At 49.7% G+C, this 15568-nt stretch carries 20 protein-coding genes; 9 read left to right on the plus strand and 11 right to left on the minus strand.

Going from position 1 to position 15568, the window contains the following annotated elements; genetic code table 11:
- Positions 1–41: 41 nt before the first annotated feature.
- Together gatC and AWQ22_RS08065 are read right to left on the minus strand one after the other, a co-directional pair.
- Positions 42–335 (minus strand): Asp-tRNA(Asn)/Glu-tRNA(Gln) amidotransferase subunit GatC, encoded by a 294-nt coding sequence (gene gatC / locus AWQ22_RS08060; RefSeq protein WP_065710746.1) that lies wholly within the window; start codon positions 333–335, stop codon positions 42–44.
- 53 nt (positions 336–388) lie between these two features.
- A complete protein-coding gene (locus tag AWQ22_RS08065; protein WP_030007033.1) occupies positions 389–910 on the minus strand; it encodes a photosystem I assembly protein Ycf3 in 522 nt (173 codons plus the stop codon).
- A gap of 68 nt (positions 911–978) precedes the next feature.
- Between AWQ22_RS08065 and holA the strand changes: the two genes are divergently transcribed.
- Positions 979–1959 carry a DNA polymerase III subunit delta gene (gene holA, locus AWQ22_RS08070; protein WP_065710747.1) on the plus strand — a complete coding sequence of 327 codons (981 nt, stop codon included), beginning with the start codon at positions 979–981 and terminating at the stop codon, positions 1957–1959.
- Between the two features lie 120 nt (positions 1960–2079).
- Complete coding sequence (locus AWQ22_RS08075; RefSeq protein ID WP_065710748.1) at positions 2080–2565, plus strand: DUF4168 domain-containing protein; 486 nt, start codon at positions 2080–2082, stop codon at positions 2563–2565.
- Positions 2566–2702: 137 nt separating this feature from the next.
- On the opposite strand, the gene AWQ22_RS08080 is transcribed toward AWQ22_RS08075, so the two are convergent.
- From AWQ22_RS08080 to AWQ22_RS08095, 4 genes are all read right to left on the minus strand, one after another.
- Entirely contained in the window at positions 2703–3575 is an 873-nt protein-coding gene (locus AWQ22_RS08080) for a M48 family metallopeptidase (RefSeq protein WP_065710749.1), read from the minus strand.
- 136 nt (positions 3576–3711) lie between these two features.
- Positions 3712–3945: a hypothetical protein gene (locus AWQ22_RS08085; protein WP_223209913.1), complete on the minus strand. Its 234-nt coding sequence runs from the start codon at positions 3943–3945 to the stop codon at positions 3712–3714.
- A 274-nt stretch (positions 3946–4219) separates the two neighbouring features.
- A complete protein-coding gene (locus tag AWQ22_RS08090) occupies positions 4220–4504 on the minus strand; it encodes a DUF2470 domain-containing protein (RefSeq protein WP_012307185.1) in 285 nt (94 codons plus the stop codon).
- An 89-nt stretch (positions 4505–4593) separates the two neighbouring features.
- On the minus strand, positions 4594–5517 hold the full coding sequence (locus tag AWQ22_RS08095) for a TIGR01777 family oxidoreductase (protein ID WP_065710750.1): 924 nt from the start codon (positions 5515–5517) through the stop codon (positions 4594–4596).
- Positions 5518–5664: 147 nt separating this feature from the next.
- Between AWQ22_RS08095 and AWQ22_RS08100 the strand changes: the two genes are divergently transcribed.
- Complete coding sequence (locus AWQ22_RS08100; protein ID WP_012307187.1) at positions 5665–6165, plus strand: HNH endonuclease; 501 nt, start codon at positions 5665–5667, stop codon at positions 6163–6165.
- Between the two features lie 12 nt (positions 6166–6177).
- Here the strand turns inward: AWQ22_RS08100 and AWQ22_RS08105 are convergent, their stop codons facing one another.
- From AWQ22_RS08105 to AWQ22_RS08120, 4 genes are all read right to left on the minus strand, one after another.
- The gene (locus AWQ22_RS08105) at positions 6178–7440 is read right to left on the minus strand and encodes an efflux RND transporter periplasmic adaptor subunit (protein WP_012307188.1); all 1263 of its coding nucleotides are present in this window, start codon (positions 7438–7440) and stop codon (positions 6178–6180) included.
- A 57-nt stretch (positions 7441–7497) separates the two neighbouring features.
- A complete protein-coding gene (locus AWQ22_RS08110; RefSeq protein ID WP_232308872.1) occupies positions 7498–8715 on the minus strand; it encodes an AI-2E family transporter in 1218 nt (405 codons plus the stop codon).
- A 60-nt stretch (positions 8716–8775) separates the two neighbouring features.
- The gene (locus AWQ22_RS08115) at positions 8776–8976 is read right to left on the minus strand and encodes a hypothetical protein (protein WP_030007026.1); all 201 of its coding nucleotides are present in this window, start codon (positions 8974–8976) and stop codon (positions 8776–8778) included.
- A gap of 85 nt (positions 8977–9061) precedes the next feature.
- On the minus strand, positions 9062–9571 hold the full coding sequence (locus AWQ22_RS08120; protein WP_065711685.1) for a response regulator: 510 nt from the start codon (positions 9569–9571) through the stop codon (positions 9062–9064).
- Between the two features lie 318 nt (positions 9572–9889).
- Here AWQ22_RS08120 and lipA point away from each other — a divergent pair, with 318 nt between their 5' ends.
- Both lipA and AWQ22_RS08130 read left to right on the plus strand, forming a co-directional pair.
- A complete protein-coding gene (gene lipA / locus AWQ22_RS08125) occupies positions 9890–10792 on the plus strand; it encodes a lipoyl synthase (RefSeq protein WP_065710751.1) in 903 nt (300 codons plus the stop codon).
- A gap of 129 nt (positions 10793–10921) precedes the next feature.
- Positions 10922–11434, plus strand: a complete 513-nt coding sequence (locus tag AWQ22_RS08130) for a hypothetical protein (protein WP_030007023.1) — start codon at positions 10922–10924, stop codon at positions 11432–11434.
- A gap of 51 nt (positions 11435–11485) precedes the next feature.
- On the opposite strand, the gene nfi is transcribed toward AWQ22_RS08130, so the two are convergent.
- The gene (gene nfi, locus AWQ22_RS08135) at positions 11486–12166 is read right to left on the minus strand and encodes a deoxyribonuclease V (protein ID WP_065710752.1); all 681 of its coding nucleotides are present in this window, start codon (positions 12164–12166) and stop codon (positions 11486–11488) included.
- Between the two features lie 188 nt (positions 12167–12354).
- On the opposite strand from nfi, the gene AWQ22_RS08140 reads away from it, so the two are divergent.
- The 4 genes from AWQ22_RS08140 (at position 12355) to AWQ22_RS08155 (ending at position 15568) form a co-directional block, all read left to right on the plus strand.
- A complete protein-coding gene (locus tag AWQ22_RS08140) occupies positions 12355–13098 on the plus strand; it encodes a hypothetical protein (protein ID WP_065710753.1) in 744 nt (247 codons plus the stop codon).
- A gap of 104 nt (positions 13099–13202) precedes the next feature.
- On the plus strand, positions 13203–13499 hold the full coding sequence (locus AWQ22_RS08145) for a hypothetical protein (protein ID WP_232321323.1): 297 nt from the start codon (positions 13203–13205) through the stop codon (positions 13497–13499).
- A 142-nt stretch (positions 13500–13641) separates the two neighbouring features.
- Positions 13642–14106, plus strand: coding sequence for a hypothetical protein (locus AWQ22_RS08150; protein ID WP_065710754.1), 465 nt, complete (start codon positions 13642–13644; stop codon positions 14104–14106).
- A gap of 136 nt (positions 14107–14242) precedes the next feature.
- Positions 14243–15568, plus strand: coding sequence for a (Fe-S)-binding protein (locus AWQ22_RS08155; RefSeq protein WP_065710755.1), 1326 nt, complete (start codon positions 14243–14245; stop codon positions 15566–15568).

Consider the following 15568-nt stretch of genomic DNA (forward strand, 5'->3'; position numbering starts at 1 on the left):
TACGAGGATTTATAACAGCAAATTAAACTGAATAATTTTACTTATTCACTTTCGCCGAGGATCTTGGGGACTCGGAAATAATCATCTTCGCGATCCGGGGCATTATCGAGTAAAAGTTGGCGATCGCCAAAGGTTTTTTGCTCATCGGCACGGGTGATATTACTCACGTCAATGGCTCTGGTGGTCGGCTCTACATTGTCCGTATCCAGTTCGCTGAGTTGTTCAACATAATCCAAAATCGCGCTGAGTTGGGAGGGTAGGCGCTGTTCCTCTTCCGATGTCAATTCCAACCGTGCCAGATGGGCAACCTTGCGAACCTGTTCAAGATCAATCATGTTTAAATTCTCAATGTAAATGCTTTCTTTAAAGTTCTAAATATCGAGCTAGCTTAGAAAAAGACGTCCATTTCCGAGCGGCCGGTGGTTTTCAGCCAGTTTTGCGCTTCGATGTAGTTGTTCGGCGCGATGCGGATCGCCTGCTTCCAATATTCTGCGGCCTTATCAAAGAGCGCTTCTGATTCGTCTTCATTGCCAGATTGCTTTGCTTTTTCGCCTTGGTAGTGATAGACCACCGCAATATTATTTAGGGCCTGGGGCATCCGGGGATTGAGATCAATGGCTTCATGGTAGAGTTCTAGGGCTTTGTTGTGATCGCCGTTACTGGCATAGATCAGGCCCATATTGTAGAGGATATAGCTACGATCATTGGGGTCATCTTCAAGTCTCAGGGCTTCTTCGTAGTTTTCGAGGGCTTCGGAATATTCCCCATCGGCTTGGGCCGACATCCCATCGCGATAATAGGCAAAGGCTTCTTTGGAACGGTTATTGGTGGGCAGAATTTTGAGGATGATATCGGCCATCACCGTAAAGCTTTTGTCGATGAAATTATCGTTGCGCTGTGTTCTGGGCATAATGGTTACGTTGCGAGGGATGCTCTATTTACTTTACCTTGATTTGTTTGTGATTTTAGCGGATTGCGATGGCGGTGTATTTTTTCTGGGGAGAGGATGATTTTGCGATCGCCCAAGCGGTGGATCAGATTAAGCAATCGGTTTTAGATCCAGCTTGGCTATCGTTTAATTTTCAGACCTACGATGGCAGTAAAGAGGAAAGTATTATTGATGCGCTGAATGAGGTAATGACGCCGCCCTTTGGCATGGGAGGACGGTTAATTTGGCTAAATGAAGCGACCCTGTGCCAATCTTGCTCGGATAGTCTTTTGCAGGAATTGCACCGGACATTACCCGTGGTTCCGGATAGTTCACACCTGTTAATTACGAGCCGTAAAAAACCAGATAAGCGGCTAAAATCGACAAAATTTATCCAGGAACACGCGAAAGTACGGGAATTTTCGCCGATTCCCCCGTGGCAGACGGAAGCCCTTGCGGATCGGGTCAGAAGTACGGCGCGGGAATTGGGGGTGAATTTAGATCGACCAGCAACGGAATTACTGGGTGAGGCGGTGGGCAATGATACGCGACGGCTCTGGAATGAGTTAGAAAAGCTCAGAATTTATCAGGGGAGCCGGACACAACCGTTAACACAAGTAGAAATTCAGCAACTGGTGGCAGCAACGAACCAAAATAGTTTGCAACTCTGTGAGGCGATCCGGGAAGGCAATGGTGGTTTAGCGATTCAATTGGTGGGGGAACTGTTGGCGCAAAATGAGCCTGCCCTGCGGATTGTGGCGACGTTGATCGGTCAATTCCGGATGTGGACAATTATTAAGGTAATGATCGAGGCTGGGGAACGGGACGATCAGGCGATCGCCAAACTGGCCGATCTCAAGAATCCCAAACGATTATATTTTCTGAAAAAAGAAATTTCCCGGTTGCGGGGCCAGCAACTGCTAAAAACCCTACCGATTTTGCTCGAACTCGAAGCCGGACTGAAACAAGGGGCGATCGCCGAGGAAATTCTCCCGACTAAAATTCTCGAACTCTGTCAGCATTTCCGCTAAACCCTTGCAACCATGGCAGAAAAAAGTTGCCCCCTGGAACTTCCCTCCCTAAAACCTATTCTTTAATATTAAATACGTTTAAAATTTGCCATCGCTGATTTTTATTCCCCATCGGTCATTATGCTTTTACCCCGTCGCTTCCAAGATTATTTGCTGGGCAGTTGCCTTACCCTCAGCGCCCTGGGCTTGGGGCTAGCGCCCCAATTAACCCTCAAACCGGAAATTCTTGGCTGGCAAAATCAGGCGATCGCCCAACAACCGAGCACCGCAGACATTAATCGCTATGCCGAAGCCTATCTGGCGATCTACGGCAACAACAGCATGGATAATCTCTTGTTGGATGTCGAAAATCTCATTGGCCGCAAACCGGACTGGGAAATTCGCTGTGATCAGCCCCAGAGTATTAACCGTCTCAATAACCGTGCCGCCATTGGGAAAGTGCGTAACTACTGCAACAATGTCTTGCCCAACCTCATCGACGACATTATGCCCCGCAGCACCTTTAATCGCATTAGTAATCAGCTGCCCAATAATCCGACTCTCCAGGAACAAATTCAGGATGCCATGTTCGATATCCTCAAACAAAAACAGGGTGGCGGCCGTTAACTAACTCGCCCGCATATATCGAATACAATTCCTTTCCCCCAGCACCATGGGGGATTTTTTTTGCTCACAGATATACCCAAAAAAGGCGATCGCCAAGGAAAGCGATCGCCTGAAAAACTGAGTTAAAAACTAACCATTTAGAGCAGGGGCGACAGACGACTCCGATAACGTTGCTGATTTAACCCCTCCGCATAGAGCGAACCTTGAGGATTCCCCGAATAACGGGCGGCTTTATTTTGGAGTCGCACAATTCGATCATTGGTGGCTGGGTGGGTACTCAAAAATTCCGGGGGACGACCACCACCACCACTGTTGGCTGCCATCAACTTTTTCATAAATGAAGCCATCGCCTCTGGGGCATAGCCGACCCGGGTCAACATATTAAACCCAAGATCATCCGCCTCCGTTTCGTCACTGCGACTGTTGGGATAATCAACGGCGATCGCCACCCCCAACTGGACAATCTGACTACTATCCAAGCCCGTCGCCGCCAAAATACCCTGGTTCCGGGCCTGCATTCTCATCTGTTCTAGGGAATGTTTCGCCGCAATATGACCAATTTCATGGCCAATCACACTAGCAAGTTCTGCCTCATTGGCGGCGGTTTTAATTAGCCCTGTGTTGACATAGTTGTAGCCTCCCATGGTGGCAAAGGCATTCACGCTGTCATCTTCGACGACAAAGAATTTGTAATTTAAATTTGGGCGTGTGCTTTGGCGCGCTAAACGTTGACCAATTTCGTTGATGTAGCTCACAACCCGCTGATTTTGATAGAGTTTAACCTGGCCGGAACGGGTCAGTTCATTGTGAATTTGTTGACCAAAGTCCTGTTCCTGGGCATCCGAGAGATTGGAAATTTGATAACTCTGCACCCCCCAGATTAAAACGCCCCGCAAAAGATTTTCAAAAAAACCCGCCTGGCTAACGGTGGGTGTCGCAAGGTTGACGCTGATCGCGACAATGCAGGCTAATAGGCCATACATCCAGCGGTTTTTTCGATGATGCAACATGATGCTTGTGTTCCTGTGGCTGTTTTGAATAGGGAAGGTAGATTGGATGACAAACCGAAGGCTTGTTCTTTTCTATAGTAACCAATCGCAATTTTCCGTTATGTTCTCAGACGGTCGCCCCCAGGACTTTAGTTCCTTAATTCATGTTTTGGTAATAGTAAAAGTTGAAGGTTTCAAACATACCGCCGACAAAACCACAAGCGATCGCAATGACTAAGACCCCTTCCCAAATGCGCCCATTGCCAAAAACTTTTAGCACATTCCCAAAGGCATCCGTTAACAATTCAACAGTTACCCCAGGGAAAATCCCCACCGCCGCACAGAGGGTCAAGAGTAAACCGCAAACCACCATCGGTGCCAAAAAACTCATCGTGACGGTGATACACAGTGAAGGAAAAAATCTAGGGGTCGCTTTCATAAGTCAGGGGATCCTTAGGCACAAGCACTCGTTTTCTTTAGGATATGGCGCGTTGAGCTGACTTTAGAGTAGCCAATTAAACGGAATGCATACTATAAAGGACATGATTCTTAAATTTTTATAAAATTTTGAGATATCCTAGACCGCCAAAAAGCCGCCCATCCCCACAGAACGCTTAGGATAGACGACTTTAGACAAATTATGGTTTAAGTTGCCGGGAGTTTGTTTAGGTGGGATTACCTTGGGCTGCTTGCATCATTTCCACTAAAACAGTGTGGGCCTCCTTAGCATTGGCTAAAGTTTTTGGAAAAGGGATGCGTACCGCTTCTGTGCCTGTGGTGTCGGTCACTTCAAGGGCCATCCCCGTTTCATCCAGGGACAACATTTTTGCGGCTTCTGCGCGATGGCACTGGCCAAAATGTTTCGCGTACAGGAGAACCGCGTCGCCATGGTCTTTGTTCATGTGGTTACAAATGCGATCGCTCACGGCGGAGGTAATAATTTCAGACATGGTTTGTAAAAAAATACGATAAATCTTTATCAAAAATAATAGGCTGCTGACTCTCACAAGTCTGGCTAAACCATTCGGCTGTCGGGGAATTAACTAGCCAGTAAATCAACCAGGGCAGCTTTGAGATCCGGAAATTTAAACTGGAAGCCAGCCTCTTCGGTTCGTTTGGGTAGCACTTTTTGCCCTTCTAATACGACTTTCGCACCATCACTGAGGAGTAATTCTAAAACAAAGCCCGGTACCGGGAGCCAAGCTGGGCGTTTCATGACAGATCCTAGGGTCTGGGCGAGGGTTTCCATGGTGACTGGATTGGGGGCAGTGCCGTTGTAGGTGCCTTGCCAATCGGCTTGGGTAAGGGCCATTTCAATCAAGCTAACGAGATCATCGCGGTGAATCCAAGAAACCCATTGTTTACCTGTGCCGAGGGGGCCGCCGACAAAGGTATTGAAAGCGAGAATCATCTTGGCGAGGGCTCCTCCTTCTTTGGCGAGGACAATCCCAAACCGGAGAATGACGGTGCGAGTGCCGTGGTTTTGGGCTTCTAGGGCCGCCGTTTCCCATGCTTGACAAACGTCTGCGAGGAAGTCGTTACCGGGAGGGCTCGTTTCAGTGTAGATGGCGGTTTCACTGGTGCCGTAATAGCCGACGGCGGAGGGATTAATGAGTACCTGGGGTTTTTGGTCAGCTTTGGCGATCGCCTCGACGATTTTTTCTGTCCCCCCCTGGCGACTATGGCGAATTTCCTGCTTATAGCTGGGTGTCCACCGTTGTTCCGCAATGGGAGCCCCAGCCAGATTCACCACCGCATCACAGCCAGAGATACAGTCCTGCCAGGGGCCTGACTCCGTGGGGATATAGGCCAAAATTTTGAGCTTTGAATAGACAGAAGCCGGAAAGATGCCTTGGGCTTTGGCCTCACTGCGGGTCAAGACTAAAAGCTCATGGGCAGGGTACAAACGTTCAACCAAACGTTGCCCCACAAGACCTGTTGCACCAGTAATCGCAATTTTCATTGAAAAAAGTTTAAATCATCAAGGATATACACAAATTGTGGCGTAATGGCCCCAGTGGCGACAACGCCCCCTGTCTTTGAGAGCTGTGCTAGCATAGGCGGAAATATTGAGTCTAGCGTCTTTTTTTACAAAGATTACGGGGAGAATATGGCCAAGGTATTGGTGCTAAATGCCTCTTATGAGCCGCTCAACATTACCAGTTGGCGTCGGGCAGTGGTGCTGTTGCTCAAAGACAAGGCCGAAAGCCTAGAACACAATGGCCGCGTCATTTACCAGAATTTTCCTCTCCCCACCGTCATTCGCCTGCGCCACTACATTAAGGTGCCCTACCGCGAGATTCCCCTCACTCGCAAAAATATTCTGGAACGCGATCGCCACACCTGCCAATATTGCCGTAAGCGTGGCGAGCAACTGACCCTCGACCACATTATTCCGCGATCGCGCGGTGGCGTAGACAGTTGGGAAAACCTCGTTACCGCCTGCATGCGTTGCAATGTTCGTAAGGGCAATCGCACCCCCAAAGAAGCAGAAATGGAGTTACTGATCCAGCCGCGCAAACCCCACAGTAGCCTTTATTTCGAGCTTTTGAAATACACCCGGGATGATCTCAACCACGAATGGCGCAAATATGTGATCGGCATTAACTAAATCCCTAACGCTTTACTGGAAGACTTCTTCGGTTTGGGGGAAGACAGGGGTGCCGTCAGTCAAATTGAGAATGCCCGTGGTAATCACCTGTTCCCCGGTGGTTAATCCTTCTAACACTTGATAGCGATCGCCTTCAATGGCGCCTAACGTGACGGATTTTTGGACGGCAATCAGGGGGGGATCGTTTTCCCCTTGGGCGTCGGGATTGGGGGCAGTGACAAAGACAAAAGTTTCTGCGCCAATGCGGGATACAGCCGTGACAGGCACCGAAACCCCGGTTTGCTGACTCAGAATAAGTTTGGCCTTGACCAGTTGCCCTGTGAAAAGGCGATTGTCAGGGTTATCGAAGCTGGCCTTCGCCAAGATGGTTTGGGAGGTAAAGTCTACTTCTGGGGAAATAAAACTTACTTGACCCCGACCCACGGTTTCGAGGGTGCGATAGTCGATCAGCTCGACGGGGAGGGAGAGACGCAGATCGGGAGCCTGCTCGATGGGCACAAAAAAGTTAAGACTCAGGCGTGTATTTTGGGCAATGGTGGCAATGGTGGCTCCCTGTTCGAGGTAGTCTCCTTGTTGCACGGTTAAGTCACCGATGGTGCCCGCAACGGGGGCTGTTACTTGGGTTTCCCGGAGATCTTCATTGGCGATCGCCACCGTATTACTTGATTGGCGGAGGGTGGCTTTGGCTTGATTTACACTTGCTTGGGCAGCCTTGATCCGTTGATTGATGGTATTTAGCCGCGCCTTGGCCACCTCTAGATCCCGTTGGCTCTGGTCGAGATCCCGCTGGGGTAAAGCCCCGGTATCCACTAGGCTTTTAATCCGTTGGAGATCCTGTTCCCGGAGTTTTAAGTCGGCTTGGGTCTCTAGTTTTTCCGCATTGACAGCACTGAGTTGGGCTTCGGCATTGGCTTGGGCGGCCCGGGCCGCTTCTACCCCGGCGATCGCCTGTTGCAAAGAAGCCTGACTGCGTTCTGATTTGAGGGTCAAAATGGGCGTTCCTGCCGTGACAGTATCCCCCTCTTGGATTTGAATGGCTTGAATAATGCCGTCTACTTCTGGTTTGAGGGTCACGAGATTATCCGCTTCTAAAACCCCCACGTATTCAGTGGTGGTGGCGAGCAGATCTGAATCTAAGGTTTCAAATTTTACTGGTACTCCCTGGGGAGTTTGGGCTTGGGGCGGTGGCCCACCACAACCACTAAGGCTCACGGCACAGCTGACAACTAGACCTAAGACCACTGGCGATCGCCAATCACTCCGGGACGCACCCATACATCAATTCCTCAACCAGAATAAAATCACTCCTAACAAGGGTACACAAAGTTTCCCTTAACTGGGGGACTCCGGCGGATGATCCGTCGGCAATTCAGGCGTTTTTGCTTCCGGTTCTGGCGCCACGGATTGGCTAGTTTCAATACCCACAATTCCGGAGACCATCGCCAGCACTTGGCCTTCTTCCCTCGCCTGCCAAGGGTCTAAAATATCTTTGATCAATACCTCTCGGACGATCACTTGACCGATAACTGCTAGGGGTAACGCCAAGAACAGCCCCAAAAACCCCAACTGCAATGTCACCGCAAACAAAACCTGGGCCAAAAGCGTTACGGCAGGGAGTAGGGAGACTTGCCGGGCCATTACCCAAGGGGTTAAAACATTTCCCTCTACCTGCTGAATTACGAAGTATAAGATTAAAACTGCCCAGATTTTCCATGGAGCTTCCAACAGAGCAATGAGGATGGGAGGAATTACGCTCAAAGCCGGGCCAATATTCGGAATAAAGGTCAGTAAACCAGCCAAAATCGCCTGGGGTAGAGCCAATGACAGCCCCAAAATCGAAAGACCCACATAGCTCAGGATGCCAATACAAAACATATTGAACATAATGCCTGCGACCCAGCCTTTGAGATCGGCGTCGCAGAGGGTGAGGATTTCGTCGGCCCGACGGCGATAAAAAGAAGGAAACAAACGGATAAATCCCTGGCGATAGGGTTGGGGATCCGCCAGAAACATCAAGGTCAAAACCGTCAGCAGCAAGACATTTAAAAGTACCTTGAGGGAGTCGGAAAATAAACTCCAGCCGCGATTGAGCAGCTCATTGAGCAGGGTCGGGATTTGGGGGATCACCTCATCGAGATTCGGCAGTTGTTCACTGATCGGCAGACCAAAGTTTTCTTCAATTTTGAAAATTTGGGAATCTAACCATTCATCGATTTCATAAAAGCCTGTATTGAGCTTGCTAAACAAAATTTGGAACTGGCCAATAAAAGGCGGAATGACGATGGTGAAGGCGAGCCAGAGGATCAATACCACCATAAACAGGGCGGTAAATACGGCGAAGGAACGCCCCATTCGCAGTAAGGGTTGGTTGAAACGGGCCGCAAGGCGATCGCCCCAGGTTTGCAGCTTAATTACCAGCACATTGAGGGCATTAGCCAGGATCACCGCCGTGAGTAACAACAGTAAAAACGCTTTAATTTGCCAGAGAATATACAGGGAACTCAGAAGAACAATGAAGCCACTCCATTTCCGAAAATCCACGTTACTCACACGCCTCAAGTTAGTGCTGTTGTTTTGATTATGTCTTAGTTTTGACTAACCCTTGCCCTTTTAGGAAGTCTGGGACGTACTCCGCCACCACAAGAGCCCGGCCATCACCATCGCCGGGAGTAAAATTGCCGCCAAAGCACCGCCATTAGATGGGGCGATCGCCGCTAGGTTGAAACCATAGGGCAGACCATACTTGATTAACGCTGCCCCCACCGCCGAAATCACCAACACCTTAACTAAAGAAGAAAGCTGTGCACCCATCGAAATTATTGTCCCTTGATGTTTTCGCCAATGATCATCTGGTCGGCAGTTCAACAAATACAAATATTGGTCAAGTTTAGCGATTCTACTTCAACTTCTGTTTCACGAAATTGACCAACTGTCCCATTTGTTTTCTGAGCAGATCGATTTCCCCTTGGAGAACATTTACCTTCGCCTGTAACGCTACGATTTCTGCTGCCATTGGATTTCCCGTTGTGCTCGCGCTGAGGGAAGAAGGAGAAACTTCTGGGATTGTTTGGGCCTGTTTTTTCGCCTTCGCCATCGCATCTTTGATCGCGTTGATCAGTTGCTTTTGGTCAAAGGGCTTTTCGATGAATGAAAACAGTTCAAAGGGTTCCGGGAGCTTTTCGGTGACTTCTTCCTTGCGGCCAGACATCAGCACTAGAGGAATTGCCTTTAGTTCCGGGCGTTTTTGAATTTCTTGGTATACTTCCCAGCCGCTCATCTTCGGCAGCAGAAAATCCAACATGATCAGATTGGGATGTTCCGTATTGATGAGATTGAAGCCCTCAAGTCCATTCTTGGCCTCAATGACTTCAAAATTCCCCTCTGGCAGCATATCCTTGACCCGCATACGGATCACCTTGCTGTCGTCAATCACTAGGATTTTGTGGGTCACAACATACTCCTTCACAACATAAAATAGCTGGCTGGGTCGTCTCTATGATGGCGTGAGCTTGGTAAAAATTTTAAAAGCTTCAACCAAGATTTACGATCATCTAGAAGTTAAGCGATTGAGTTTTCCTCAGTTTGACATACTCATCGACCTGAAGCCACCGTGACTTTGATCACTGGGCTAGCCCCGTACCTGGGGATGTTAGGTTAACTAGATTTTCAGTAAACTAATTCTAAAAATCCCAGAACTTCCCTCAACAGCGTTTTTATAAAAATTATGGCTTCTTCTGCGTCTCACTCCTCCAGCGCCCCGATTTTGCCCATGCCCAGTTGGGTCAAAGCTCCCCTCGGTAAAGCCAGTGAGATCTCGACAGTCCAGCGAATCGTTAAGCAACGGGGCATTCACACCATCTGTGAGGAAGGAAAGTGCCCAAATCGAGGTGAGTGTTACGCCAATAAAACCGCAACATTTCTATTGATGGGGCAAGTGTGCACCAGGGCCTGTGCTTTCTGTCAGGTGGATAAAGGCCAAATCCCCCTCCCCCTTGACCCGGAGGAACCCCAAAAAGTGGCGGAGTCGGTGCGGCTGTTGGGACTGAATTATGTGGTGTTGACTTCAGTGGCGCGGGATGACCTTGCCGATGGGGGAGCTGGCTGGTTTGTGGCGGTAATGGCCGCGATCCGGGCTGAAAACCCAGGAACACAAATCGAAGTGCTGACCCCAGATTTTTGGAGTGGGAAAGGGGCAGAAACGGCCCAGACAGAACGGGTAAAAACGGTGGTGGCAGCGCAACCGGCTTGTTACAACCACAACATTGAAACGGTGGAAAGGCTCCAGGGCCCTGTGCGGCGGGGGGCAAAGTATGGGCGATCGCTCCGGGTTTTAGAGTTAGTCAAAGCGTACAATCCTGAGATCCCAACGAAATCGGGTTTAATGCTCGGTCACGGGGAAACGGAAGCGGAAATTATTGAAGCGTTGCGGGATTTACGGGCCGTGGGCTGCGATCGCCTCACCCTAGGCCAATACATGCGCCCGTCTCTAGCCCATTTACCTGTACAAAAATATTGGACACCGGCAGAATTTGAACACCTAGGGGCGATCGCCAAGGAAATGGGCTTTTCCCATGTGCGTTCAGGGCCTCTGGTACGTAGTTCTTACCACGCTGGTGAATCGCTCTAAAACCAGCTGAGAGTATTGCGATTTATGAAAGAGTATTACTAGATTATGTCGTTTTGGGACAATGCTACCGATGGGGTTCCCTAAGCTTTTAAGCTAAAAAAGTAAGGCCCAGTTTCGGGAGAAGAAACTATGTTCAACTATGCCCTCAAAAAGCAACCGTTTTCCCTCAACTTATCGGCTATTGTCATGACGATCTTGGGGTTTTGGTTGAGTGCCTCTTTTCTCCTCGATTTTGTGATCATTCCTGTGTTGTCCATGACCGGAATGATGGCCGACAGCGGTTTTATTAGCACTGGCTATGTTTTGTTTGAGGTGTTTAATCGTTTAGAGGTGGTCTGTGCCGCCGGAATTCTAACGATCTTTTTTGGGTTTAAATTTGAACATCTCTTTGGCGATCGCCAAGCCTTAAATGCCCTCGTCATTGCCAGTATTTTGTTAAATATTGCTTTGCTTTATACCTATTTGATTACGCCTCAATTGGCTGGCTTTGGCTTAGAAATGTCCGGCTTCAATGGCACAGCAACGATGCCTTTGCAAATGTCCGTGTGGCATAGTTTGTACTGGGTCTTAGAGGCCGCGAAATTTGTTTTGGGGATCACTTTGCTGCGGTGGTGCTACCGTCGGGCCTGTGCGATCGCCTAAATCGTCCATTCAGTTTTTTAAACAAATCGATGCCGCCCCAAGGCGGTTTTTTTATGGGAAATTAGGTTTTCGAGAAGCCAATTTATCCGCCAAGCGCGTTGGTTCTGGCAGACGGTATTTCGGCGTACAGGCGAGGACGAAATCAAGGGCTGTGGCTAAACTGATCCGATGACCCACAGAAATATAGAGGGGACGCACCTTCGTCCGACTCCGGAGCACTGCACCAATGGTTTCACCGTGATCCTCTAAAGGCACCCACTGCCCTTTTTCGAGGGGCACCTCTTGGTGGGTACCGATGTAGCGGGATTTTGCCACCCCAATCGTCGGTAAATCTAACAAGACCCCCAAGTGAGAGGCTAGCCCTAAACGGCGTGGATGGGCGTAACCTTGGCCGTCACAGAACAATAAATCTGGTAGATGCGTAATTTTTTCTAATGCCTCCAAAATGGCGGGCACTTCCCGAAAAGATAACAATCCCGGTACATAGGGAAAAGAAGTGGGACAGCGGGCGATCGCCGTTTCGAGGATCTCTAGATCAGGAAAGGACAAAACCACCACCGCCGCCCGTGTGATTGAGAAGCGCGCCTCAAAGCCCACATCCACCCCCGCAATGGTTTTGACGTTCGTTGGTAAGTCATCTTGAAGCACGATCCATTGCCTTAGAGACGTTTGAATCTCCCGGGCCACCCCAGGGGAAACATCCCAAGGATGACTGTGGTGTAAAACAAGCATTTATATAATTCCTCATCTGCATTTCGAGGGGTTTACGGGAAAAGTTTTGGCACAATTAACAAGTAACCGTTAAATTTCACCAATTAATTGAGAATCAATCTGGCACTTTCCTCTACACTGGAAGCAACTTTTTAAAACTTCATTTTCATCCACCCCCTACCCCAGCATTTTGTGTCGAGGTTTCCGCCATGCGTCAAGTATTTCTGTTGTTGCCCCTTGTTGCCGTGGGTTTAACGCTCGGGAGTTGCTCTCTATTGCCCGGTGGTGGCGGTGATGAACCGACCCCGGAAACCCCCCAAACCACAGCACCGACTCCCGCTCCGGAGCCAGACGCTGAATTGTTTGCCCCCCCGACAACAGAAACATTGTCTTCTGTGCTGATCCCATCCACTGACCCCGATGCCCGTCGTCGGGCTACCACAGAAGGCCGCCCCGATCCCTTTGCGGATCTTTCCCTTGCGCCCCAAGTGACTTTAGCACCTCCCCCAGCTCCGACACCAACTACTTCTGGTGCACAACCGGGTGCCCCTGGCACAGCCAATGGCGCTGGCACTCCTGGACAAACCACCCCTGGTACAGCTCCTGGGAGCGTGGCGATCGCCCCACCGCCACCCCCTCTAGACTTTAGCCCCATTCTTCCATCCCTACCAGAACCCACTGCCGCAAATAACACCAAAGTGACGGGGGTCGTACAGATCAATGGTATTGATTATGTGATGGTGGAATCTCCCGACGAGCGTTTTAGCCGCTATGTGAAGGTAGGAGACTACGTCGCTAATGGTCAGGTACTCGTAAAAGCGATCGCCTTTAATCGGGGCGTTCCCGTGGTCACCCTGGAGCAGTATGGCATGACGATTCAGAAAAAACTCAATGAAACTTCGGTGGCGAGTAATCCCGGAGAACGCACTGTGCCGACCTTAGAAGAAGGTTAAGCTCGTTCAAAACACAAGCCAACCACCATTGAAATATTGCCCCAGGGGGAGCAGGCAAAACGGTACAATGCTCCTAGAATTCGATGTGAAAAAGGATAGCGATTGTGACAACTCCGGGCACTGTAACAGAACTGATCACAGAATGTTTGCGGCGGGAAGATTTACCCCTGGCTATTTATCGGGAGGTGGCGGCCCATCTGCAACAGGTGCCCCAAGTACAGGTGGAATTAGAGTTGCGGCGATCGCCAAAATTTAATTATTTCCACAGTCAAATTGGGGAAATGCATTTACGCTATCCGGCGGATCTTCCCCAAGGCGATCGCCAACAAATTGAAGCAATTCTTTCCTTCTACGCCGGACGCTATGGTGCCTGGCAACGGGACAGCGTTACCTCCGAATAGAGCCGTCCTTCTCCACTAAAACCCAATTCCTGAATGAAAATCCTACAATGGAGATGTAAAGAAACTTGGCAAACCCTTGATTTCTGTCTCCTAAGCGAGACTTTTTCTGGCAAGTTTCAAGTGTTTTGAGGAGTGCTCAACCATGAAAAAAATAATTGCTTTACTTAGCCTCGGTAGCGTTATGCTCACTGCCGGTGCAGCCCAGGCCCAAATCACTCCCACGAATCAATACAGTTACATTGGCGTTGCTGGTAATGTCGGTTTAACAGATCCCGATCGTAGTGTTGCCGATGATGGGGTCACGGTCATTAGTAAAATCGCGATTCTGAACAATTTATCCTTCCGCCCTGGCGTCAATTTCGGGGATGATACCTCTGTGACGCTACCAATCACCTATGACTTTGCTGGTCGGGGACGCGTCAATCCCTATGTTGGCGGCGGCATCGTCACAGATTCTGGCGATACAGATTTCTTGGCCACTGGCGGCTTTGACTACCGTTTCTCACGGGATTTTGTCGGAAATGTGGGGCTTAATGTCGGTTTTTCCAATGATGCAGATGTGGGCCTTACCCTAGGGGTTGGCTACGTTTTCCCCCGAAACCGTTAAGTTTTCATCTTAAAGGATTACCCATTAAGCCTTTAGACGTTACGAATTATGTTGATTTTCCGCCTCCCTATCCTGGGAGGTTTTTTCTCGGAGCCGCAAACTTTTATAGTGATCTGAGGCAGTTTTTGGACGAGCAATGACCCTTTCTGACACAAAATTAGGTGGTTTTGACCCGCAGCTTCCCCCAGAACAGGGAGTGATCGACAGTTGCGTGCATTGTGGCTTTTGTTTGGATACCTGTCCGAGCTATCGGGTGCTCGGCTCGGAGATGGATTCTCCCCGGGGCCGTATTTACCTGATGGATGCGATCGCCAAAGGGGAGGCGGAAATTAACAGCGCGACGGTACAACATTTCGACAGTTGTCTGGGGTGTTTGGCCTGTACTTCGGCTTGTCCGTCGGGAGTCCGTTATGATGAACTGCTGGCCTCGATGCGGGCGCAAATTGAGCGCAACTACACCAGAAGCCTCGGCGATCGCCTATTTCGGTGGCTGATTTTTAATTTGTTTCCCTATCCTTTGCGCTTAAAATTGCTGCTGCCGTTGTTGTGGGTTTATCAAAATTCGGGTCTGCAATGGCTCGTCCGTAAATTAGGCATTCTCAAACTAATTCCTCGACTGGCGGCGATGGAGTTGATTCTGCCGAAAGTTAATCTCCAGGCCAGCAAAAAAGTATTACCCACCCTAATTCCAGCCCAGGGGGAAAAACGGTACCGCGTTGGCATTGTGCTGGGCTGTGTCCAACGGTTGTTCTTTTCTTCGGTGAATGAAGCAACGGCGCGGGTCTTAACGGCCAATGGCTGTGAAGTGGTGATTCCCCAGGGTCAGGGATGTTGTGCGGCGCTTCCGGCCCACCAAGGACAAACGGCACAAGCCCAAGAACTCGCGCGGCAGATGATCGATAGTTTTGCCGATCAAGACCTCGATTACATCATTATCAATGCCGCCGGTTGTGGCCATACCCTCAAGGAATACGGACGAATTTTGCAAGATGACCCAGACTACGCCCAAAAAGCCCAGGATTTTGCCGCTAAAGTGCGTGATGCTCAGGAATTTCTCGCAACGGTGGGTTTAACGACCCCTTTAAATCCTTTAACATCCGAAGCTTTTCCCCTGGTTTATCAGGATGCTTGCCACCTGCTCCATGGCCAAAAAATTGCCGCCCAACCGCGCGATCTACTCCGACAAATTCCCAATGTGCAGCTCCGGGAACCCGCTGAACACAATCTCTGTTGTGGCAGTGCCGGGGTATTTAACCTCCTTCAACCGGAAATTGCCGCCGAACTGGGGGAACGGAAAGCCAGAAATTTAATGAATACTGGGGCGAAGGCGATCGCCTCGGCGAATCCAGGCTGTAGTCTGCAAATCCAAAACCAGCTCCAGCAGCAAGGACAAACCATTCCCCTGTGGCATCCGATGGAACTGCTCGATTTTGCCATTCGCGGCGTCCCCTTGCCCCTATAA

The organism is Picosynechococcus sp. PCC 7117 (assembly GCF_001693275.1).
Taxonomy (GTDB): domain Bacteria; phylum Cyanobacteriota; class Cyanobacteriia; order Cyanobacteriales; family MRBY01; genus MRBY01.